The organism is Streptomyces sp. Root1310, assembly GCF_001426425.1.
In the GTDB taxonomy this organism is placed as follows: Bacteria; Actinomycetota; Actinomycetes; order Streptomycetales; family Streptomycetaceae; genus Streptomyces.
In genome coordinates this window covers 688,918-711,102 of record NZ_LMEQ01000032.1, presented here as the reverse complement: position 1 = coordinate 711,102, position 22,185 = coordinate 688,918, and the positions used below count along the sequence as shown (strand labels likewise).

General features: G+C 70.7%; 18 protein-coding genes and 2 pseudogenes. 12 read left to right on the top strand and 8 right to left on the bottom strand.

Annotated features, from left to right (window positions below; all coding sequences use genetic code 11):
* The 8 genes and pseudogenes from ccrA to pssA form a co-directional block, all read left to right on the top strand.
* The coding region (gene ccrA / locus ASD48_RS36160) for a crotonyl-CoA carboxylase/reductase (protein WP_282438403.1) at nucleotides 1-963 on the top strand (963 nt) is incomplete at its 5' end.
* A pseudogene (locus ASD48_RS43940) lies at nucleotides 909-1,166 on the top strand (crotonyl-CoA carboxylase/reductase); the annotation flags it as partial. The gene ccrA and the pseudogene ASD48_RS43940, both read left to right, overlap by 55 nt.
* A gap of 17 nt (nucleotides 1,167-1,183) precedes the next feature.
* Entirely contained in the window at nucleotides 1,184-3,211 is a 2,028-nt protein-coding gene (locus tag ASD48_RS36155) for a protein meaA (protein WP_057606082.1), read from the top strand.
* Nucleotides 3,208-4,167 (top strand): CoA ester lyase, encoded by a 960-nt coding sequence (locus tag ASD48_RS36150; protein ID WP_057606081.1) that lies wholly within the window; start codon nucleotides 3,208-3,210, stop codon nucleotides 4,165-4,167. The genes ASD48_RS36155 and ASD48_RS36150 overlap by 4 nt, the downstream gene beginning before the upstream one ends.
* 2 nt (nucleotides 4,168-4,169) lie before the next feature.
* Nucleotides 4,170-4,694 (top strand): MaoC family dehydratase, encoded by a 525-nt coding sequence (locus ASD48_RS36145; RefSeq protein ID WP_057606080.1) that lies wholly within the window; start codon nucleotides 4,170-4,172, stop codon nucleotides 4,692-4,694.
* 2 nt (nucleotides 4,695-4,696) lie between these two features.
* Nucleotides 4,697-5,911: an acyl-CoA dehydrogenase family protein gene (locus ASD48_RS36140; RefSeq protein WP_057606079.1), complete on the top strand. Its 1,215-nt coding sequence runs from the start codon at nucleotides 4,697-4,699 to the stop codon at nucleotides 5,909-5,911.
* Between the two features lie 170 nt (nucleotides 5,912-6,081).
* Nucleotides 6,082-6,738, top strand: a complete 657-nt coding sequence (locus ASD48_RS36135) for a phosphatidylserine decarboxylase (protein WP_020125547.1) — start codon at nucleotides 6,082-6,084, stop codon at nucleotides 6,736-6,738.
* A 22-nt stretch (nucleotides 6,739-6,760) separates the two neighbouring features.
* Nucleotides 6,761-7,579 (top strand): CDP-diacylglycerol--serine O-phosphatidyltransferase, encoded by an 819-nt coding sequence (gene pssA, locus ASD48_RS36130; RefSeq protein ID WP_057606078.1) that lies wholly within the window; start codon nucleotides 6,761-6,763, stop codon nucleotides 7,577-7,579.
* 269 nt (nucleotides 7,580-7,848) lie between these two features.
* Here pssA and ASD48_RS36125 read toward each other — a convergent pair whose 3' ends face one another.
* Nucleotides 7,849-8,967 carry a glycerate kinase gene (locus ASD48_RS36125; RefSeq protein ID WP_057606077.1) on the bottom strand — a complete coding sequence of 373 codons (1,119 nt, stop codon included), beginning with the start codon at nucleotides 8,965-8,967 and terminating at the stop codon, nucleotides 7,849-7,851.
* Between the two features lie 210 nt (nucleotides 8,968-9,177).
* On the opposite strand from ASD48_RS36125, the gene ASD48_RS36120 reads away from it, so the two are divergent.
* Nucleotides 9,178-10,266, top strand: a complete 1,089-nt coding sequence (locus ASD48_RS36120) for an ADP-ribosylglycohydrolase family protein (RefSeq protein WP_057606076.1) — start codon at nucleotides 9,178-9,180, stop codon at nucleotides 10,264-10,266.
* 140 nt (nucleotides 10,267-10,406) lie between these two features.
* A complete protein-coding gene (locus ASD48_RS36115; protein ID WP_057606075.1) occupies nucleotides 10,407-10,907 on the top strand; it encodes an NUDIX hydrolase in 501 nt (166 codons plus the stop codon).
* A 53-nt stretch (nucleotides 10,908-10,960) separates the two neighbouring features.
* On the opposite strand, the pseudogene ASD48_RS45820 reads toward ASD48_RS36115, so the two are convergent.
* A pseudogene (locus ASD48_RS45820) lies at nucleotides 10,961-11,083 on the bottom strand (DUF2191 domain-containing protein); the annotation flags it as partial.
* A gap of 125 nt (nucleotides 11,084-11,208) precedes the next feature.
* On the opposite strand from ASD48_RS45820, the gene ASD48_RS36110 reads away from it, so the two are divergent.
* On the top strand, nucleotides 11,209-11,943 hold the full coding sequence (locus tag ASD48_RS36110) for a Sir2 family NAD-dependent protein deacetylase (protein WP_057606074.1): 735 nt from the start codon (nucleotides 11,209-11,211) through the stop codon (nucleotides 11,941-11,943).
* Nucleotides 11,944-12,162: 219 nt separating this feature from the next.
* On the opposite strand, the gene ASD48_RS36105 is transcribed toward ASD48_RS36110, so the two are convergent.
* The 5 genes from ASD48_RS36105 to lpdA all read right to left on the bottom strand — a co-directional run bounded on the left by ASD48_RS36105 (nucleotide 12,163) and on the right by lpdA (nucleotide 17,614).
* Entirely contained in the window at nucleotides 12,163-12,672 is a 510-nt protein-coding gene (locus ASD48_RS36105; protein ID WP_057606073.1) for a methylated-DNA--[protein]-cysteine S-methyltransferase, read from the bottom strand.
* A 9-nt stretch (nucleotides 12,673-12,681) separates the two neighbouring features.
* Nucleotides 12,682-14,172, bottom strand: a complete 1,491-nt coding sequence (locus ASD48_RS36100) for an AlkA N-terminal domain-containing protein (protein ID WP_282438402.1) — start codon at nucleotides 14,170-14,172, stop codon at nucleotides 12,682-12,684.
* 118 nt (nucleotides 14,173-14,290) lie between these two features.
* Nucleotides 14,291-14,755 carry a hypothetical protein gene (locus tag ASD48_RS36095; RefSeq protein WP_057606072.1) on the bottom strand — a complete coding sequence of 155 codons (465 nt, stop codon included), beginning with the start codon at nucleotides 14,753-14,755 and terminating at the stop codon, nucleotides 14,291-14,293.
* Nucleotides 14,752-16,038 carry a hypothetical protein gene (locus ASD48_RS36090; protein WP_057606071.1) on the bottom strand — a complete coding sequence of 429 codons (1,287 nt, stop codon included), beginning with the start codon at nucleotides 16,036-16,038 and terminating at the stop codon, nucleotides 14,752-14,754. The genes ASD48_RS36095 and ASD48_RS36090 overlap by 4 nt, the downstream gene beginning before the upstream one ends.
* Nucleotides 16,039-16,201: 163 nt before the next feature.
* Complete coding sequence (gene lpdA / locus ASD48_RS36085) at nucleotides 16,202-17,614, bottom strand: dihydrolipoyl dehydrogenase (RefSeq protein WP_057606070.1); 1,413 nt, start codon at nucleotides 17,612-17,614, stop codon at nucleotides 16,202-16,204.
* A gap of 86 nt (nucleotides 17,615-17,700) precedes the next feature.
* Here lpdA and ASD48_RS36080 point away from each other — a divergent pair, with 86 nt between their 5' ends.
* Nucleotides 17,701-18,051: a hypothetical protein gene (locus ASD48_RS36080; RefSeq protein ID WP_057606069.1), complete on the top strand. Its 351-nt coding sequence runs from the start codon at nucleotides 17,701-17,703 to the stop codon at nucleotides 18,049-18,051.
* A gap of 167 nt (nucleotides 18,052-18,218) precedes the next feature.
* On the opposite strand, the gene ASD48_RS36075 is transcribed toward ASD48_RS36080, so the two are convergent.
* Entirely contained in the window at nucleotides 18,219-22,127 is a 3,909-nt protein-coding gene (locus ASD48_RS36075; protein ID WP_057606134.1) for a glycoside hydrolase family 2 TIM barrel-domain containing protein, read from the bottom strand.
* Nucleotides 22,128-22,185 lie beyond the last annotated feature (58 nt).

The window sequence follows — 22,185 nt, the reverse complement described above, 5'->3', positions numbered from 1 at the left end:
CTGCCGTACCACGTCATCGGTTCCGACCTGGCGGGCGTGGTCCTGCGCACCGGTCCGGGCGTCAACGCCTGGAAGCCGGGCGACGAGGTCGTGGCGCACTGTCTGTCCGTGGAGCTGGAGTCCTCGGACGGCCACAACGACACGATGCTCGACCCCGAGCAGCGGATCTGGGGCTTCGAGACCAACTTCGGCGGCCTCGCCGAGATCGCCCTGGTCAAGTCCAACCAGCTGATGCCCAAGCCCGACCACCTGTCGTGGGAGGAGGCGGCGGCCCCCGGCCTGGTCAACTCCACCGCCTACCGCCAGCTCGTCTCCCGCAACGGCGCCGGCATGAAGCAGGGCGACAACGTCCTGATCTGGGGCGCCAGCGGCGGACTCGGCTCCTACGCCACGCAGTTCGCGCTGGCCGGCGGCGCCAACCCGATCTGTGTCGTCTCCTCCCCCGAGAAGGCCGACATCTGCCGGGCCATGGGCGCCGAGGCGGTCATCGACCGCAACGCCGAGGGCTACCGGTTCTGGAAGGACGAGCGCACCCAGGACCCCAAGGAGTGGAAGCGCTTCGGCAAGCGCATCCGCGAGTTCACCGGCGGCGAGGACATCGACATCGTCTTCGAGCACCCCGGCCGCGAGACCTTCGGCGCCTCGGTCTACGTCACCCGCAAGGGCGGCACCATCACCACCTGCGCCTCGACCTCCGGCTACATGCACGAGTACGACAACCGCTACCTGTGGATGTCCCTGAAGCGGATCATCGGCTCGCACTTCGCCAACTACCGCGAGGCCTGGGAGGCCAACCGGCTGATCGCGAAGGGCAAGATCCACCCGACGCTGTCGAAGGTGTACTCCCTCGAGGACACCGGGCAGGCCGCCTACGACGTGCACCGTAGGAGGTCCTGCCATGGCGCAGCATCATCGGCTCGCACTTCGCCAACTACCGCGAGGCCTGGGAGGCCAACCGGCTGATCGCGAAGGGCAAGATCCACCCGACGCTGTCGAAGGTGTACTCCCTSGAGGACACCGGGCAGGCCGCCTACGACGTGCACCGCAACCTCCACCAGGGCAAGGTCGGCGTCCTCGCGCTGGCSCCCCAGGAGGGGCTGGGCGTGCGCGACGAGGACAAGCGCGCCCAGCACATCGACGCCATCAACCGCTTCCGCAACATCTGAGACACCCGGGGTCATAGATGACTGAGCGTCAGAAGGACCGGCCGTGGCTCATGCGCACGTACGCCGGTCACTCCACGGCCGAGGCGTCCAACGAGCTGTACCGGCGCAACCTCGCCAAGGGCCAGACGGGTCTGTCGGTCGCGTTCGACCTGCCCACCCAGACCGGCTACGACTCCGACCACGTCCTCGCCCGGGGCGAGGTCGGCCGGGTCGGCGTGCCGGTGGCCCATCTCGGTGACATGCGCAGGCTGTTCCAGGACATCCCCCTGGAGCAGATGAACACCTCGATGACGATCAACGCCACCGCCATGTGGCTGCTGGCGCTCTATCAGGTCGTCGCCGAGGAGCAGGGCGCGGACATCACCCTGCTCCAGGGCACGACCCAGAACGACATCGTCAAGGAGTACCTGTCCCGGGGCACGCACGTGTTCCCGCCGGGGCCGAGCCTCCGTCTCACCACGGACATGATCGCGTACACGGTCTCCCACATCCCGAAGTGGAACCCGATCAACATCTGCAGCTACCACCTGCAGGAGGCCGGGGCCACGCCGGTCCAGGAGATCGCGTACGCGATGTCCACGGCGATCGCCGTGCTCGACGCCGTCCGTGACTCCGGACAGGTGCCGGCCGAGAAGTTCGGCGACGTCGTCGCCCGTATCTCCTTCTTCGTCAACGCGGGCGTCCGGTTCGTCGAGGAGATGTGCAAGATGCGCGCCTTCGGCCGCATCTGGGACCGGATCACCCACGAGCGCTACGGCATCGAGAACGCCAAGCAGCGCCGCTTCCGCTACGGCGTCCAGGTCAACTCCCTGGGCCTGACGGAGGCGCAGCCGGAGAACAACGTCCAGCGGATCGTCCTCGAGATGCTCGCCGTGACGCTGTCCAAGGACGCACGCGCGCGTGCCGTGCAGCTGCCCGCCTGGAACGAGGCTCTCGGCCTGCCCCGCCCGTGGGACCAGCAGTGGTCGCTGCGCATCCAGCAGGTGCTCGCCCTGGAGAGCGACCTGCTGGAGTACGAGGACATCTTCGAGGGCTCCAAGGTCATCGAGACCAAGGTGGGCGAGCTGGTCGAGGAGTCCCTCACCGAGATCGAGCGGATCCAGGAGATGGGCGGCGCGATGGCCGCCGTCGAGTCCGGCTACCTCAAGTCGCAGCTCGTCTCCTCGCACGCCGAGCGCAGGGCCCGGATCGAGTCCGGGCAGGAGAAGATCATCGGCGTCAACATCTTCGAGACGACCGAACCGAACCCGCTCACCGCGGATCTCGACACGGCCATCCAGACGGTCGACCCGGCGGTCGAGGCCCGTGTCATCGCCTCCCTCGAGAACTGGCGCGACACGCGCTACCAGCCGCCCTTCAACCACCCGCGCCCGTGCAAGGCGCTGGAGAAGCTGAAGGAGGCCGCCAAGGGCACCGCCAACCTCATGGAGGCGACCCTGGAGTGCGCCCGCGCCGGCGTCACCACCGGCGAGTGGGCCGGGGCGCTGCGCGAGGTGTTCGGCGAGTTCCGCGCCCCGACCGGTGTGTCGTCGGCACCGGTGGCGGTCCCGGCCGAGGAGGGCTCGGCCATGGCCGACGTCCGCCGCCGGGTCGACGCGACCGCGAAGGACATGGGCGTCGGCAAGCTGCGCTTCCTGGTCGGCAAGCCGGGCCTGGACGGCCACTCCAACGGCGCCGAGCAGATAGCCGTACGCGCGCGGGACGCCGGCTTCGAGGTCGTCTACCAGGGCATCCGGCTGACGCCCGAGCAGATCGTGGACGCCGCGCTGGAGGAGGACGTGCACGCCGTCGGCCTGTCCATCCTCTCCGGCTCGCACGCCCAGCTGGTGCCGGACGTCCTCGAACGGCTGCGTGTGGCCGGTGCCACAGACATCCCGGTGATCGCCGGTGGCATCATCCCGAATGGAGACGCCGAGCAGCTCAGGGCTGCCGGCGTGGCCGCGGTCTTCACCCCGAAGGACTTCGACATCACCGGAATCATCGGCCGCATCGTCGACGAGATCCGGAAAGCGAACAAGCTCGACCCCCTGGAGGTCCCCGCATGACCGTCAACCGTCTGCGTCCCCGCCGCTCCTGTCTCGCGGTCCCGGGCAGCAACCCCCGCTTCCTCGAGAAGGCGCAGGGCCTCCCGGCGGACCAGGTGTTCCTCGACCTCGAGGACGCGTGCGCGCCGCTCGCCAAGCCCGAGGCGCGGCACACCATCGTCAAGTTCCTCAACGAGGGCGACTGGACGGGCAAGACGAGGGTGGTCCGGGTCAACGACTGGACGACCGAGTGGACGTACCGCGACGTCGTGACGGTGGTCGAGGGGGCCGGACCCAACCTCGACTGCATCATGCTGCCGAAGGTGCAGAACGCCCAGCAGATCGTCGCGCTGGACCTGCTCCTGACGCAGATCGAGAAGACCATGGGCTTCGAGGTCGGCCGCATCGGCATCGAGGCGCAGATCGAGAACGCGCAGGGCCTCAACAACGTCAACGAGATCGCGCAGGCCTCCCCGCGCATCGAGACGATCATCTTCGGCCCGGCCGACTTCATGGCGTCGATCAACATGAAGTCGCTGGTCGTGGGCGAGCAGCCGCCCGGCTACCCGGCGGACGCCTACCACTACATCCTGATGAAGATCCTGATGGCCGCCCGCGCCAACGACCTCCAGGCGATCGACGGCCCCTACCTCCAGATCCGCAACGTCGACGGCTACCGCGAGGTCGCCGGACGCGCGGCCGCCCTCGGCTTCGACGGCAAGTGGGTGCTGCACCCGGGCCAGGTCGAGGCGTCCAACGAGATCTTCTCGCCGTCCCAGGAGGACTACGACCACGCCGAGCTGATCCTGGACGCGTACGACTACTACACGTCCGAGGCGGGCGGCAAGAAGGGCTCGGCGATGCTCGGCGACGAGATGATCGACGAGGCCAGCCGCAAGATGGCCCTGGTCATCTCCGGCAAGGGACGCGCCGCCGGTATGCAGCGCACCGGCAAGTTCGAGATCCCGGAGGCCTGACCATGCAGTTCGGACGCACCTACGAGGAGTTCGAGGTCGGGGCGACGTACAAGCACTGGCCGGGCAAGACGGTCACGGAGTACGACGACCACCTGTTCTGTCTCCTCACCATGAACCACCACCCGCTCCACATGGACACCAACTACGCGGAGCAGACGACCGACTTCGGCAAGAACGTCGTCGTGGGCAACTACATCTACTCCCTGCTGCTCGGCATGTCCGTGCCGGACGTCTCGGGCAAGGCGATCGCCAACCTGGAGATCGAGTCGCTCAAGCACGTGGCGCCGACCTTCCACGGCGACACGATCTACGGGCAGACGACCGTACTCGACAAGTGGCCGTCGAAGTCGAAGAACGACCGCGGCATCGTCTACGTCGAGACCAAGGGCTACAAGCAGGACGGCACGCTGGTCTGCGTGTTCCGCCGCAAGGTGATGGTGCCGACCGAGACGTACATCAAGGAGCGCGGCGGTGAGCAGCCGGGCCGCCCGGAGCTGAACAACCCTTCGGAAAAGACGGAGAAGTAGCCATGGCGCGCCTCGCCCAGACCGCCGGTCTGACCGACATCCAGCAGGAGATCCTCTCCACCGTCCGCGACTTCGTGGACAAGGAGATCATCCCGGTCGCGACCGGGCTGGAGCACCGCGACGAGTACCCGCAGCAGATCGTCGACGGCCTCAAGGAGTTGGGCCTGTTCGGCCTGATGATCCCCGAGGAGTACGGCGGTCTGGGCGAGTCGCTCCTGACGTACGCCCTGTGTGTCGAGGAGATCGCCCGCGGCTGGATGTCGGTCTCCGGCATCATCAACACGCACTTCATCGTGGCGTACATGCTCAAGCAGCACGGCACGCAGGAGCAGAAGGACCACTTCCTGCCGAGGATGGCGGCCGGCGACATCCGCGGCGCCTTCTCCATGTCGGAGCCGGCGCTCGGCTCGGACGTGTCCGCGATCACGTCGAAGGCGGTGAGGGACGGCGACGAGTACGTCCTCAACGGCCAGAAGATGTGGCTGACGAACGGCGGTACGTCCTCGCTGGTGGCCGTTCTGGTCCGAAGTGACGAAGGACACTCCCCCGAAGAGGCGGCCGCCAAGCCGCACAAGTCGATGACGACCTTCCTGATCGAGAAGGAGCCCGGCTTCGGTGAGGTCCGCCCCGGCCTGACCATCCCGGGCAAGATCGACAAGATGGGGTACAAGGGGGTGGACACCACCGAGCTGATCATGGATGGCCTGCGCCTTCCCGCCGATCGGGTGCTCGGCGGGGTCACCGGCCGAGGTTTTTACCAAATGATGGACGGCGTCGAGGTGGGCCGCGTCAATGTCGCGGCCCGTGGCTGCGGCGTCGCCCAGCGTGCCTTCGAACTGGGCGTCTCCTACGCCCAGCAGCGCCACACCTTCGGCAAGCCGATCGCCCAGCACCAGGCGATCCAGTTCAAGCTGGCCGAGATGGCTACCAAGGTCGAGGCCGCCCATGCCATGATGGTGAACGCCGCACGCAAAAAGGACTCCGGGGAACGAAACGACCTTGAGGCAGGGATGGCGAAGTACCTCGCCTCCGAGTACTGCAAGGAGGTCGTGGAGGATGCCTTCCGGATCCACGGAGGCTACGGCTTCTCCAAGGAGTACGAGATCGAGCGCCTCTACCGTGAGGCGCCGATGCTGCTGATCGGTGAAGGCACCGCAGAAATCCAGAAAATGATCATCGGGCGCAGGCTGCTCGAGGAATACCGGTTCCAAGGCTGATTGTCCGGGTTGGGGGTGTTTTCTTCGAGAAGAAGATCACACCCCGTCACCTTCCCTCTGCCGTCGACTCGGCTTCCTTGCTTACCCAGTTGTGGCCCCGAACCGCTACGATCGCGGAAAGCCGCCGTCCCCCCGTCGAAGCGCGGCATCATCCGCTACGAAGGTCATCCATGCCCCACAGCCAAACCTCTGCACACCGCGACAGCCTGGTAGGCGCACGCCTCGCGCGCGGAGCATCGCCGTGGCTTCTGCCGACCGTCGCCACCGCAGCCGTCAGCCTGCTGCGCGCCCGCCGCTCGGGTGCCGCCAAGGCCGTCGCCGTGCCCGCCACCGCTCTCGCGGCGGGCATGCTGTGGTTCTTCCGCGACCCCGAGCGCGAGATCGCCTCGGGCCGGGTCATCTCCCCCGCCGACGGTGTGGTGCAGAGCATCATGCCGTGGAAGGACGGACGCACCCGGGTCGCGATCTTCATGAGCCCGCTCAACGTCCACGTCAACCGCGCGCCGCTGGCCGGCACCGTGACGTCGGTCGAGCACATCCCCGGCGGGTTCGTACCGGCGTTCAACAAGGAGAGCGAGAACAACGAGCGCGTCGTCTGGCACTTCGACACCGAGCTCGGTGACATCGAGATGATCCAGATCGCCGGAGCCGTCGCCCGCCGCATCGTCCCCTACATCCCCGAGGGCACGAAGGTCGAGCAGGGCGAGCGGATCGGCCTGATCCGCTTCGGTTCGCGTGTCGACATCTACCTCCCCGAGGGCGTGGACGTCGCGGTCGAGGTGGGGCAGAAGACCGTGGCAGGGGTGACTCGCATTGACCGTGATTGACCCGGAGACCCAGGCGGGCTGGGTGCCCGAGGCCGACGAGGTGGACGAAGAGGAGGAGATGCCCCTCTCTCTCCGTCTGTCGATAGCGGACACCCTCACCCTCGGCAACGCAACGTGCGGCTTCATGGCGGTGTACTTCACCACCACCGGCATTCTGATCCCGCACCTCACCGGCAGCCAGGAATCCGGCATGGCCCGCCACAGCGCGGCCACGGCGGTCATCCTGATGCTGTGCGCGGCGGTCTTCGACCTGTTCGACGGCCTGGTCGCACGCAAGCTGCGCTCGTCCCCGATGGGCGCGGAACTGGACAACCTGTCGGACCTGATCAGCTTCGGTCTGGCCCCGGCGTACTTCGTCCTGGTCTACGGCATGGTCGCCGACGACGCCCACCAGCGGGTGGCGGCGGTCGGGGCGATCGTGGTGCTGCTCGCGGTGGTGCTGAGGCTCGCGAGATTCTCGTGCGTCACCGTCAAGGACGGCACCTTCCAGGGCATGCCGTCGCCGTTCGGCGCGCTGACGGTCGTCTCGATCGTGCTCCTCGAGCTGCCGTTCGTCGCCACGCTCATGGCGATCATCGGCACCGCGTGGCTGATGGTGAGCCGGGTCGAGTACCCGAAGCCGCGAGGCCGCCTCGCGGGCGCGATGCTCGGCTGGATCGTGCTCTCGATGGGCCTGCTGGCGGCCTGGGCGTTCGACGCCCCGAGCGGTCAGCTCCTGCTCCAGACCGGCTGCGCGCTGCAGCTCGTCATGGGCGCGGTCATCCCGCTGTTCGCCACGGCCCGCCGGGTGAACAACTTCCGCGACAACCGGCGCGAGGCGCGCGCGGCACAGCTGCCCTGACCCTCGCTCCACCGCGAAACGGGTGCGGCCCGGACCTCGAAGGTCCGGGCCGCACCCGTTTCGCGTTCAAGGGCGTCCGTCGGGTCGGCTCTTCGCGGTGGTCTCCCAGACCGGGGAATGACCCGCGCCGGCCAGGCAGAACGTCAGCGTCTTCGGTCCGTCGATCACTTCTCGAAGCGGTGGTTCAGGAACAGCAAGGCGGAGGGCCGCCAACGGCAGCTACTTCAGGGAGACCGACGGCGAGCTGATCCCCCTGCCGCAGCCCCCGCTCAGCTCAGGAAGTCGCGGCCGATCCGTTCCGCCACCCGCTCCAGGATCGGCCCGGCGTCCGAGATGCACCTGGCGACGTCCGGCTCGGCGTCCGTCAGCGGATAGGCGCGGCGGATGCCGGCCCGGCCCAGCGCCGCCGGGGGCAGGGCGAGACGGCCGCAGACGGCGACGACCTCCTTGCCGGCCGCCCGGGCCGCCGCGGCGACACCCGCGGGGGCCTTGCCGTGCAGGGTCTGCTCGTCCAGCGAGCCCTCACCGGTGATCACCAGATCGGCCCGCGCGAGGGCCGGCGCGAAGCCGAGCACGTCGAGCATGACCTCGATGCCGGCGCGGAAGCGGGCGCCGATGAGCAGCGCCCCGTAGCCGATGCCGCCCGCGGCGCCCGCGCCCGGTGCGGCGGCGTACTCCGCGGCCTTCGCCCCGAGCTCCGTCTCCAGCACCTTCGCGTAGTGCGCGAGCGCCGCGTCCAGCGTCCCGACGTCGTCCGGCGAGGCGCCCTTCTGCGGGCCGTAGACCGCCGGTGCGCCCTTGGGGCCGGTCAGCGGGTTGTCGACGTCGCTCGCCAGGACCAGCTCCACGGCGGCCAGCCGGGGATCCAGCTCCGACAGGTCGGCGCGGGCCAGTTCCGCGAGACCGCCCCCGCCCGGGGGCACCGGCTCGCCGTCCGCGTCGAGGAACCGCGCGCCGAGCGCGGACAGCATGCCCGCGCCGCCGTCGGTGGTGGCGCTGCCGCCGACCCCGAAGACGATCGTCCGCACTCCCGCGTCCAGCGCCGCCCGCAACAGCTCGCCCGAGCCGTACGTCGACGCCGTGAGCGGCGCGAAGACGCCGGCCGGGAGCCGTTGCAGGCCGCTCGCCTCCGCCATCTCCACGACCGCGGTGTCGCCGCGTACCGCGAACGCGGCGGTCACCTCCTGCCCGAGCGGCCCGGCGACCCGCACCTCCCGGCGTTCGAAACCTGCCGCGACCGCGGCGGCGACGGTCCCGTCACCGCCGTCGGCGACGGGCAGGGCCTCCACCTCGAGGTCCGGCACGACCCGGCGCAGCCCGGCCGTGACCCGTTCGGCGACCTCCACGGCCGTCAGCGAGCCCTTGAACTTGTCCGCGGCCACGAGCACCCGTCGGGTGCCCCGCGCTGGAGCGTCCGTCACCTTGCATCCCCTTGCTCTCCGGGCCCCGCGCACGTCAGGGCCAGTCGCGCCGCTGCGACCTTAACCGGAAGGCGCCCCCGCCGTCATGCGGTGCCCGGACCCTGGAACAACCCTGAGCGGCTCCTGTGGGCCGCCGCAACCCTCGCGGGTGGCACCGGAATCGGGTAGACCGGAGCCATGACCTCTGTGGGCGGCGAGCCGGAGCTCGCCGACCGCGTCCTCGGAGGCTGGCTGGGCCGGATCGCGGGCAACATGCTGGGCAAACCGGTCGAGCAGGGCGACCTGTGGACGCGCGAGCGCATCGACCGCTATCTGCGGCGGGCCGCAGCCCTGCCGCTCACCGACTACCTGCCCGAGCCGGCCGACGAGGAGGACGGCCTGCGGCTGCGCCCGGAGTGGCGGGAGTGTGTGCGCGGCCGTATCCACGGCAGCTGCCGCGACGACGACGTGGACTACGCGATCCTCGGGCTCGACCTCCTGGAGACCCACGGCTTCGGCTTCAGTACCGAGCAGGTCGGCGACCTGTGGCTGCTGCGGCTGCCGTACCTCCAGACGTTCACCGCCGAGCGGGCCGCCTACCGCAATCTGACGGCCGGGCTCAAACCCCCGCTGACGGCGACCTACGACAATCCGTACCAGGAGTGGATCGGCGCCCTGATCCGCGCCGACATCTACGGCTGGACCTGCCCGGGGCTCCCCCGCCGCGCCGCCTCCCTCGCCCGCCGGGACGCGGTGCTCTCGCACACCGGCAACGGCGTGTACGGCGCGATGTTCGCGGCGGCGCTGATCTCCGCGGCGTTCACCGCGCCGACGGTGCGCCACGCGCTGGACGAGGCGCTGGCCGTCGTCCCGGCGAGCAGCCGGCTCGCCCGGACCGTGCGCCGGGTCGCCTCCCTCCACGAGACCCGCATGACCTGGGAGGACACGCTCACCACGGTCACCGAGGAGACGGCGGGCCTCGGCTGGATCCACACCGTCCCGAACGCCGCCGTCCTCACCGCCGGGCTGCTCTACGGCGACGGCGACTTCACCCGGACCGTCACGCTCACCGTGCGCGGCGGCCTGGACACCGACTCCAACGGCGCGACGGCCGGTTCGGTGGCGGGGGTCCTGACCGGCGCCTCGGCGATCCCGCCCCAGTGGACCGAGCCGCTGGAGGACACCGTGCGCAGCGCGGTCTTCGGCTTCGACGGCGTCCGCGTCAGCGAGCTGGCGCGGCGGACACTGCGGCTCGTCGGGGAGGGGGACCGCCCGCCGGGGATCTGAACCGGTACGCACCCGGCCCGGCACCCTTCCGCGGCGCCCCCTGCGCCGGGACACCTTCCCTGGACCCCCTTCGCCGGCGCCCCCTCGCCGGCGCCCCCCTACGCCGGGACCCCTTCGCCTGCCGCCCTTACGCTTGCCGGATGAGCATCCCCGGCACGCCCGACTTCGCGGCGTACATCGCCTCCCTGCCCCGTGTCCTGGCCGGCGCCGCCGCGATCCTGCGGGACGCCGAGGGCCGGGTCCTGCTCGTCGAGCCCAACTACCGGGCGGGCTGGGCGCTGCCGGGCGGCACGGTCGAGTCGGACACCGGCGAGAGCCCCCGGCAGGCCGCGCGCCGCGAGACGCTCGAGGAGATCGGTCTCGACCGCGAGCTCGGCCGGCTGCTCGCGGTGGACTGGGTGCTCGGCCCGGACCGGCCGCCGCTGATGGCGTACGTGTACGACGGCGGGGTCCTCGGCGCGGACGACTGCGAGGCGATCCGGCTCCAGGAGTCGGAGTTGCTGTCCTGGCGGCTGGTCCCGCGCGAGGAGCTCCCCGCCTATCTGCTGGGCGCGCTGGGTCCCCGCGTCCTGGCCGCCCTGGACGCGCTCGCGGACGGCTCGACGACGGCGGAACTGGAGAACGGCCGTCCCGCCCGCTGACCCGCGGCCGGCCCCCGGCCCGCTCCGCCCTCGAAGCCGCGCGGCGTGCCGCCCACCTCGCGCAGGGCCTCGTCCCGGACGGCGGTCCTGGCCTCGGTGCGACGGCCGCGCTCGATGTGGTCGCGCAGGAACGGTTCGACGGCGTCCCGGGGGTTGCCCGCCCCGGTGAGCGCCATGACCTCCACGACGGGTCCGGCGTCGAGCGGGACGGCGACCTCGCCCGTGCGGGGACGGCAACACCCGCCCGGGCACCGCGATACGCGCTCGCGATCCCGCGCCTCCCGGCCCTACGCTCGAACACATGAGCAAGCCTCTCGTCGCCATCCTCAGCGGGGCCGGTGTCTCCACGGACTCCGGCATCCCCGACTACCGCGGTCCCCAGGGGCTGTGGCGGAAGGACCCCGAGGCGGAGAAGCTCGTCACGTACGAGTACTACATGGGCGATCCGCAGATCCGGCGGCGGTCGTGGCAGATGCGGCGGAGCAACCGCGCCCTGGCGGCCGAACCGAACGCGGCGCACCGGGCCGTGGTCGAGCTGGAGCGGTCCGGGGTGCCGGTGCGGGTGATCACGCAGAACGTCGACGGGCTGCACCAGCTCGCCGGGATGCCCGTGCGCAAGGTGCTCGAACTGCACGGCAGCGCACGGAGCGTGGTGTGCACGCGCTGCCACGCCAGGGGGCCGATGGAGGACGCGCTGGCGCGGGTCGAGGCCGGTGAGGAGGACCCGGCGTGCCGGGCGTGCGGCGGGATCCTGAAGTCGGCCACGGTGATGTTCGGCGAGCGGCTCGACCCGGTGGTGCTGGGCGAGGCTCTCGCCGTCACCAAGGCCTGCCAGGTCTTCGTCGCCGTCGGCACGAGCCTGCGGGTGCAGCCCGCCGCCGGGCTGGCCGGCGTCGCCGCCGACCACGGGACGCGGCTCGTCATCGTCAACGCCGAGCCGACGCCGTACGACGAGATCGCCGACGACGTCGTCCGGGAGCCGATCGGGACGGCGCTGCCCCGGCTGCTGCGGGAGCTGACGCGGACGGAGCCCTGACGGCGGTACGTCCTGTCACCCCGGGTGGGCGGAGGCGACTGCGGAGGTCATGAGGCCCGGGCGGTGCCGCTCCCGTCGGCGGGGACGGTCCGCGGAAGGCCGGACGAACGGTGGGCCCCACCGGGCACGGGTCCTCCCGGCCCCAGGTCGTGCGCGGGCCGTGTGCGGCAGGAACCCCCGCCCGGCTGCTCGACGGCCCTCACCGGGGGACACGCGTCCTTACGCCCCGAGCGAGAAGAGGGTCGTGTCGCCGGAGGCGGCGCCGCCCTCGAAGTCCAGCAGGCGCCGCTTGCGGTCCAGGCCTCCGCCGTAGCCGGTGAGGCCGCCGCCGGCGCCGATCACACGGTGGCAGGGCACGATGATGCCGATGGGATTCCTGCCGTTGGCGAGGCCCACCGCGCGGGAGGCGGTCGGATTGCCGAGGGCTTCGGCGAGTTCGCCGTAGGTGCGGGTCTCGCCGTACGGGATCTTCCGCAGTCCGTCCCAGACGGAGCGCTGGAACGGGGTTCCGTGCAGGCGGAGTTCGAGGCCGAACTCCCTCAGCTCGCCCGCGAAATAGGCCTCGAGCTGCTCCTTCGCCTCCCCGACCAGCGTGTCGTCGCGAGGACCGAAATTCTCCTCGGGCGGGCGGTGGCGCTGTTCGGTCATGTAGAGGCCGCACAGGACGCCGTCGTCGGCGACGAGCGTGAGAGGGCCGTACGGGCTGTCGACGATCGTGTGCTGTTTCACTGAAGTTCCTTATACGGGGAGGAAGTTGATCGGGTGATTGCCGGTCGCCCAGAGATACTGGACGGCGTACGCCCGCCAGGGACGCCAGCCCGCGGCACGGGCGGTGAGCGCCGCCGGGGTGGAGGGCAGGCCCAGTTCCTGCGCGGCGCGCCGGATCCCGAGGTCGGTGGGGAGGAAGGCGTCGGGGTCGCCGAGGGCCCGCATGGCGATGACGTCGACCGTCCACGGTCCGAAGCCGGGCAGCGCGAGCAGCACGGCGCGCGCCTTCGGCCAGTCGCTCGCCACGCCCAGGTTCAGTGTTCCGTCGGCGAGTTGCCCGACCAGGGTGGTGAAGGTGGTGCGGCGGGTGCGGGGCATCGCCAGCGTGCCGGGGTCGACGGCGGCGAGGGCCTCGGCGGTCGGGAAGAGGTGGGTGAGGCCGCCCTCCGGGTCGTCGACCGGCTCACCGTGCGCGGTGACCAGGCGGGCCGCGTGGGTGCGGGCGGCCGCCGTGGAGACCTGCTGGCCCAGCACGGCGCGTACGGCGAACTCCGCCTCGTCGACCGTACGGGGCACCCGGCGGCCGGGGGTCTTGTCCACCAGGGGCGCGAGCAGCGGATCCGTGCGCAGCTGGTCGTCGATGGCGACCGGGTCGGCGTCCAGGTCGAGCATGCGCCGGCAGCGGCTGATGGCGACCGTGAGATCGCGCAGGTCGCTGAGGGTGAGGCGGCAGCCGATGTGGTCGGGGTTCGGGGTGAGCGCCACGACGCCGTGCCCGTACGGCAGCCGGAGCGTGCGCCGGAACGCGCCGTCCCGCCACTCCTCGACCCCCGGGACGCCGGTCGCGGCGAGGTGCCCGAAGAGGTTGTCCGGGTTGAGCGGGGCCCGGAAGGGGAGGCGCAGGGCGAGGGTGCCGGGGGTGGCGGGGCGGACCGAGGTGTCCTTCCGCGGGACACGGGCGCGCAGTTCGCTCGGGGACAGCGCGAAGACCTCGCGCACCGTGTCGTTGAAGGTGCGGATGGAGGCGAAGCCGGACGCGAACGCGGCCTCCGCCATCGGCAGTCCGGTCGTCTCGATGAGCAGACGAGCGGTCTGCGCGCGTTGCGCGCGGGCCAACGCGAGCGGGCCCGCGCCGAGTTCGGCGAGGAGCTGGCGTTCGATCTGGCGGGTGCTGTAGCCGAGGCGGGCGGCGAGTCCGGGCACGCCCTCACGGTCGACGACACCGTCGGCGATCAGCCGCATGGCACGGGCGACCAGGTCGGCACGCCGGTTCCACTCCGGGGAGCCCGGTGTGGTGTCGGGCCGGCAGCGCTTGCAGGCACGGAAGCCGGCCTGCTGGCAGGCGGCGGCGCTCGGGTGGAAGACCATGTTCTGCGGCTTGGGCGGCACGACCGGGCAGCTGGGCCGGCAGTAGATGCCGGTGGTCAGGACCGCCGTGAAGAACCAGCCGTCGAACCGCGCGTCCTTGGACTGCACGGCGCGCACGCAGCGCTCGCGATCGGTGTACATCCCGTTCTGCATACGTCCAGCATCGGCCAGTCGCCGGTCCGGCGCTGGCGAGAATCCGACATCGACCTCGCCCGGCCCGCACCGCCCGGCGGCGCCCCCGCAGGACGGCCGGGGCGCCGTCGCACCGGCCTCAGCCCGTCCGCTCCGGCCACGAGGCCAGCGACCAGATCACGAACACGTCGATCCCCATCACCACGATCGACCAGAGCGGCTCGTAGGGCAGGAACAGGAACTGGGTGACCAGGCTCAGCGCGGCGAGGAAGATACCCGCGAAGCGCGCCCAGGTCATGCCCTTGAGGAGGGCCGCGCCGGTGGCCGCCGCGACGACGCCGAGGACCAGGTGGATCCAGCCCCAGCCCGTGAGGTCCAGTTCGTAGGCGTACGAGCCCACGCGGGCGTAGATGTCGTCCTCCGCGATGGCCGCGATGCCCTGGAGCACAGCGAGCACGCCGCTGCACAGCAGCAGGACACCGGCGAAGACGACGCCGCCGGCCAGGCCGCCGTGGACGGCGGGCCGGGTCGGGCCGCCGGGGGGCGCGGACCAGGGGGTGCCGATCTCACCGTGCGGCTCTCCGGTCGGGGAGTGCGAGCTCATGCGGGGCTGTCCTTTCGACGGCGCCCGGTCGCGAGGAAGTCGACGATGCCCAGCGCGAAGAGCAGCGCCAGGGCGAGGCCGACGACGACCCAGCCGGTCGGATACGGCCACAGGACGAAGGCCAGGACGGCTCCCGCGGCCAGGATCCAGGTGATCCAGGTGCGGTAGCGGTCGACGAACGGGCCGACGGGGCCGGTGCGCAGTCCGGCGTGGTCGGCGGTCGCGCGCACGGCGTCGATGCCCGAGTGCCAGAGCCGCCGCACCAGAGCCGCATGGCGGCCGGGCCCGGTGAGCCAGGCGGCGAGGGCGATCACCACGCCGAGGGCGATCACCGACCGCACGGAGGTACGCAGGAAGCGGGTGAGCGTGTCGTACACGGACCCGGCGGCCGGCTGGGAGACACCGGCCGGGAGAGCGTCCAGGTAGACGACCCGGAAGACGGTCAGCGCGACGCCCAGCAGGAGCACGGCGAAGGCGAAACAGAGCGCGGCGACGATCAGGACGCGGCGGCGGTGCGCCGAGAGCAGGACGCCCGCCGCCACCAGCAGGACCGCCACGACGGGCAGCCAGAAGCCGGCCAGCTCGAGCATCCGGAAGTAGGTCTTGACCTTGCCGATGTCCTCGGACCTGATGACCGTGAAGTTCGTGTGGATCTCGGGGATCTTCCCCGCGACCGTCATCCCGGAGTCCACCAGCCGTTGCTTGACCTCGTCGACGACCGGGGCGAGGTCGACCGTGACCGTGTCGTTCTCGATCTTCACCGCGCCGCCCCCGCTGCCCGTGAGCGCCTTCTCGACGGCACTGTGGATTCTGCGGTTGGCGTCGGTCCAGATCCGCTCGAAGGCGTCGGAGGCCATGACCGCCTGCGCCTTGTCGTGCACGAAGCTGCGGACGGCGCTCTCCAGCGAGGGACCGAGCCGGCCGAGGGCCTTCTCCAGCAGGGGACGCTGGGCCGGGGCGGCGTCCTGGAGGAGCGCGGTGAGGTCGAGGCGTGCCATCAGCGCGTCCGTGACGCGGGTGGCGGCCGCGTTCTGGACATCCTTGTCCGAGGCCAGCGGGCGGACGGTGTCGACGTAGCGATCGGTGTCGCCCACGATGCTCGAGGTCCAGGCGGCCACGAGACCCAGCGGAGCCAGGAAGCAGCCGAGGACGATGAGGACGACCGCGAAGAACGAGCGGACCCGGTGGTGGGTGGGACGACGGGTGCGCTCCTCCTCCAGTGCCGCGATGCGGGCCCTGAGTGCGTCCAGTTCCGCATCGGCGGGAACACCGCTTTCCGGCATGGCGGACTCCCTCGCCGTCGGTCGGTCCGGACCGTGGTCGGTCCGGTGGATGCCAGCACATCCCGGCCGTGCGGCGACGGCGAGCGAGGCGGGGCCGTCCGGATGAACGGCCCCGGCGAGGCGGGGCCGTCCGGGTGAACGGCCCCGCCCGTACGGAGGGCCGCTACATGTTGATCATGTGCCCGGCCAGACCGTGCACGGCCTCCTTGACGGCCTCGCCCAGCGTCGGGTGGGCGTGGACGTTGCGGGCGACCTCGTGGACGGTGAGGTCCCACTGCTGGGCGAGCGTCAGCTCGGGGAGCAGTTCGGTGACGTCGGGGCCGATCAGATGACCGCCGATGAGCTCGCCGTACCTGGCGTCGCTGATCAGTTTCACGAAGCCGGTGGTGTCGCCGAGACCGTGCGACTTGCCGTTCGCGGTGAACGGGAACTTCGCCACCTTGACGTCGTAACCCTTTTCCCGGGCCTGGGCCTCGGTGTAGCCGAAACTGGCGACCTGGGGCTGGCAGTAGGTCGCCCGCGGGATCATGGCGTAGTCCAGCTCCATGGTCTCCGCGTCGGCGAGGGTTTCGGCGGCGATGACGCCCATGGCCTCGGCGGCGTGCGCGAGCATCAGTTTCGCGGTGACGTCGCCGATAGCGTAGATGTGCGGGACGGAGGTGCGACAGCGGCCGTCGACGTCGATCGCGCCGCGCTCGGTGACCCGCACACCCGTGTTCTCCAGGTCGTAGCCGGTGACGTTGGGGGCGAAGCCGATCGCCTGGAGCACCTTGTCGGTCTCCAGGACCTGCTGGGCGCCGTCCTTGCCGGTGACGGTGACGCGGACCCGCGGACCGGACTCGTCGATGGACTCCACCCGGGTGGAGGTGAGCACATCGATGCCCAACTTGCGGTACTGCTTGGCCAGTTCGGCGGAGACCTCGGCGTCCTCCAGGGGCGCGACCCGGTCCAGGAACTCGACGATCGTGACCTTCACACCGTAGTTGTGCAGGACGTACGCGAACTCGATGCCGATGGCGCCGGCGCCCGCGATGACGATCGACTGCGGAAGGTCGTCGGCGAGGATCTGCTCCTCGTACGTCACCACCCGCGCACTGCGCTTGGTGCCGGGGAGCAGCTTGGGGGTGGCGCCGGTGGCGATGATGCAGTGGTCGAAACCGATCGTGCGGGTCTCTCCGTCGTAACCGGTTACCCGCAGGGTGTGGTCGTCGACGAAGGCGCCGCGGCCGTCGAACTCGGTGATCTTGTTCTTCTTCATCAGGTAGTGGACGCCCTTGACCCGGCCGTCGGCCACCTTGCGGCTGCGGCGGTACGCCTCTCCGTAGTCGAAGGAGACCTGTCCGTCGACCTTGATGCCGAAGGTCTTCGCCTCACGGGTGAAGATGTGGGCGAGCTCGGCGTTGCGCAGCAGGGCCTTGGTGGGGATACAGCCCACGTTCAGGCAGACGCCGCCCCAGTATTTCTCCTCGACGACGGCGACGCGCTTGCCCAGCTGGGCGGCGCGGACCGCGGCGACGTAGCCGCCCGGACCGGCGCCTAGGACCACGACGTCGAAGCGTTCGTCCTGCTCGGTCATCGATTCGTTTCCTTTTCCGTGGAGTGCGATACGGGTGATGCGTGCTGCCGTTCCGATTCTCGCGCGCCGACGGGGAGAATGTGTGAGTGATCGATCACTGCTGCGCCGAGATGACCCGCCAGGCCGACCGGCGTTGCCGGGTGCACCCCGACGTCTTCGCCTGCCCGGACGCGCTGGTGCGGTTCGAACCGAGGTTCCGGGAGTACGGGCTGATCGTCCACGACGGGGGGACGGCCACCCAAGAGATCGCCTTCTGCCCGTGGTGCGGCGCGCGTCTGCCGGAGTCGCGACGGGACCGGTGGTTCGATGCGCTGGAGGCGCGGGGCATCGATCCCTGGGAGGACGAGGTGCCGCCGGAGTTCGAGGACGACCGGTGGCTGCGGGAAGGTGTCGCCGGCCCGGTGCCGTCCGGCGAAGACCCGCCGCGTTCTCGCTGAGGCGCCGGACAAGCGCCGGCGGTACGGGCACGCGGGTCCGGCGAGGTGCCGTGCCCGGGTCCGTACCGCCGACAGGGGTGGCGCCGGTGGAGCGGTAGGGAGGTAGACCGGTAGACCGGTGGAGCGGTAGACCGGTGGAGCGATGGCGGGTAGCGCGGTGGAAGCGGTTACTCGGAGGTTGCCGTGGGCCGCCGTGACGCGGCCGTCGCCCGGTCCACGTCGGTCAGCGGCCGGAGCCGGTAGGTGTACGCGTAGTCGCGGTCGGCGAACAGCTTGTACTCGTCGTGGGTGTGCGCGCCCCAGCTGTTGTCACCGCCGACGCCCATCTGACGGTGGTTCAGGCGCAGTACGACCTCCTTGCGCGGGGTGAGCTGGTAGTCGTGGCGGGCTCCGACGGACAGGTCCTCGGGAGTGAAGTGCGAGGCGTTGAACTCCAGCAGCGGCTCGCCGGAGACCAGCAGGCCGGTGCCGTCGCCGTCGGTGAGGGCGACCCAGCGGACGTCGGTCTTGTTGCCGTTCTCCTGCGGCCGCAGATAGGAGGTCCACTGCCCGGTGACGGTTCCGGAGTACCGGCCCACGTCGGTGGCGTCGTTGCGGTCCCAGTGGTTCTCCTCGGGACCGCGGCCGTAGTAGTGCAGCCTCTCCAGGCGGGCGGGCAGGAACAGCAGCGTGCCGACCTCCGGGATGTACGGCAGGGAGGCGGCGCCCGGGTGCAGGGTGTTGTCGACCTTGATCTCACCGTTTCCGAAAACGGTGTAGGTGGTGGTGTACGCCGACTCCGTCGTGGTGGGCAGCGTGCCGGCCACCTTGATCTCCACGGCCCGGTCGCGCAGCGCCCGCACGCTCACGTCGGTGACCTTGCGCCGCGCTCCGGCGTCGCGCCAGGTCTGGTTGCGGGTGTGCTGTCCGTTTCCCCTGTCGTTGTCGGTGGGGGCACGCCAGAAGTTGGGGGCCGGTCCCGAGGAGATCAGCCGGGCCCCGTCGGCCTCGTAGGAGGTGATGACACCGGTCTTCTTGTCGACGGTGACCGAGAAGTTCCCGCCCGTGACGGTGACCGATCCCGCGCCGTCGTCGTGGCGGAGCGCCGGGACGCCGGCCAGGGGCACGGCAGTGACGGCGGGGCTCCCGGCGTCGACGGCGAGTTGCTGCCTGGCCACCTCGAATCCGGCCTTCGCCCACTTCGTCGTCTCCCTGGTGGCGAACGACAGCTGGAGGAAGTACTCGGCGCCCGGCGCCGGGTGGTCCGGCAGCTCGAAGGGCACGGTGACGTCCTTGCTCGACAGCGCGGCCACATCGAGTTGGGCCCGGCTCAGCTTTCCGCGCCGGACCACTTCCCCGTCCCGCACGAGTTCCCACCGTCCGTCGAACTCACGGAGGTTGGTGAACAGGTACTCGTTGGTGAGGGTGACCGCCGCTCCGGGAGTGAGCGGGCCGCCGGAGGCCGGGGCGGCACCCACGGCCTGGTAGATCCGCTTGACCTCGGCGGACTTGCCGGTGGCCCCGCGGTCGGCGGTGACGATGCCGTCGCCGGAGAAGGCACCGTCGTTGGGGTTGTCTCCCCAGTCGCCCCCGTAGGCGCGGAACGACTTCTCGTGGGGACGCTTCTCGGTGAGGCCGACGGTGGCGGCGTCGAACCAGAACCGTACGCCGTCGTCGCCCGGACCGCGGCCGGCAAAGGCCAGTTCGGCCGCGCCCAGCGGCCGGGCGTACACGCGCGCCCGCCGGACGGTACCGCTGAACTCCCTGGTCGGGTTGTCGACGTCGGTGGCCAGGGACAGCGGCGCGGTGTTGATTCCGGGGCGCAGCGTGGTGGTGCGGGTGGCCCGGACCGCGCCGTCGACGTACAGGGTCAGCGTGCCGGCCGCCGCGTCGAAGACACCTGCGACATGGTGCTCGGTGCCGGTCCAGTCGCCCGGCAGTGCCCAGCTCGCGGTGATCCACTGGCCGCTGCCGTGGATGAAGAACTCGAGGGTCCTGTTCGTCTGCTTCAGGGCGTACTGGGTGTCCCCCTTGGCGAGGATCGGCTGGTGGTAACCGGTTACGTGCGGGGTGATCCAGGCTTCCAGCGTGAGGGAGCCGGTGAGGTCCAGCGATGCGTCGCGGGCGAAAACGGTTCCGCCGGAGACACCCTCGTCGCGGGTGAAGGAGCCGCTGGAGGCGATGAGCTCGCCCTTGAGCGCGGCGGGGCCGGCCTCGGTGAACAGTTTGCGGACCGGGGTGGGCCAGTCGAGGGCCTGGTCGACGAAGTCCCAGATCCAGCCGCCCTGGAGCACGTCGTGACGGCGGATCAGGTCCCAGTACTTCTTGAAGTTCCCGCTGGAGTTCCCCATCGCGTGGGAGTACTCGATCATCACGTACGGCCGGGTGTCGCTCGTGTCCGCGGCCCGCGCCTCGACGCGGGCGGGGGTGTCGTACATCTCGGAGCGGATGTCGCTGATCCCCGGGCGGTCGTCGCCCTCGTACTGGATGACGCGGGTGGTGTCGTAGGAGCGGATCCAGTCGTGCATCGCGTTGAACGTGGTGCCGCCGCCGGCCTCGTTGCCCAGGGACCAGATGACGACCGACGCGTGGTTCTTGTCGCGGTGGACCATGTTCCGGGCGCGGGCCAGGCACGCCGTCGTCCACTCGGCGTGGTTGCCGGGGTACTCGCCCCGGATGCCGTGGGTTTCGAGGTTGGTCTCGTCCACGAGGTACAGGCCGTACTCGTCGGCGAGCTCCAGCCAGAGCGGGTTGTTCGGGTAGTGCGAGGTGCGGACGGTGTTGATGTTCAGCCGCTTGATGATGCCGATGTCCTCGACGAGGTCGGCGCGGGTGAGGGCCGAGCCGCGGGTCGGGTGCATCTCGTGCCGGTTGGTGCCCCGCAAGGAGACCGGCTTGCCGTTGATGCGCATGAGGCCGTCCTTGAGCGCGAACTCGCGCAGGCCCACGCGGTGAGAAAGCGTTTCGATCACCTTTCCGGACGGGTCGCGCAGCCGGAGCACGGCGGTGTAGAGGTACGGGTGTTCGGCCGACCACAGGCGCGGCGCCGGCACCGCCTTCGCGGCCTGTACGGCCGTCTCCTCCCCGGCGCCGAGCACGACGGCCTGTTGCAACGGCCGGGGCCACACGGGGTGCCCGCCCGCGTCGTACAGCTGGGTCTCGACGGAGTAGTGGCCGGCGCCCTGTCCGCCGTAGTCCCGCACGCTCGCGGTGACCGACAGCCGGGCCGTCTTGTGGTCGTCGCTCAGCGGGGTGTCCAGCCGGAAGTCCCGCAGGTGCACGGCCGGTGTGGAGTACAGGTAGACCGAGCGGAAGATGCCGCTCAGCCGGATCATGTCCTGGTCCTCCAGCCAGTCGCCGTCCGAGTACCGGTAGACCTCCACCGCGATCTGGTTGGCGCCCGGCTTGAGGTGCGGGGTGATGTCGTACTCGGCGGGGTCGTAGGAATCCTCGTGGTAACCGACCAACTCGCCGTTGATCCACACGTAGTGGGCGGACTTGACCCCTTCGAAGTGAAGGAACGTCCGCCGTCCCGCCCAGCCGCGCGGGACCGTGAAGGTACGCCGGTACTGGCCCACGGGGTTGTAGCGGGTGGGGGCGGCCGGCGGCTGCGCCTCCTCCCCCAGCCCGTTGGCGCCCCACCACGGGTAGGTGATGTTGATGTAGATCGGGCGGTCGTAACCGTGCAACTGCCAGGCGGCGGGAACCGGGATGGTGTCCCAGCCGCTGTCGTCGACATCGGTGCGGTGGAAGTCGGGGTCCCGGTCGTCGGGACGGTCGGCGTGGGCGAACTTCCAGATGCCGTCGAGGCTCAGCCGGTACGGCGAGCGGGTGCGGTCGGCGGCGAGTGCCTGGGCGAGATCCGCGTACGGCATGAGGGTGGTGTGCGGGGCTTCGGTACCGAGCCGGAAGACGTCGATGGCGCCGTTCCACTGCGGGGCGCCGTCCGCCGCGACGGCCCGTTGGGCGGTGGACGGCGCGGACAGGGCGAGCGCGCCGAGGACGGCGGCCGACCCTTCGAGCAGACGACGACGGCTGACGACCGTCCGCCGGGGGTGGTCCGGTTCCACCCGCTGGGGGCGGTCCGGCCGGTCCATGGACGACACATGCGGGTGCGACATGACCACGACCTTCCTCGGGGCGACCCGTGCGGCT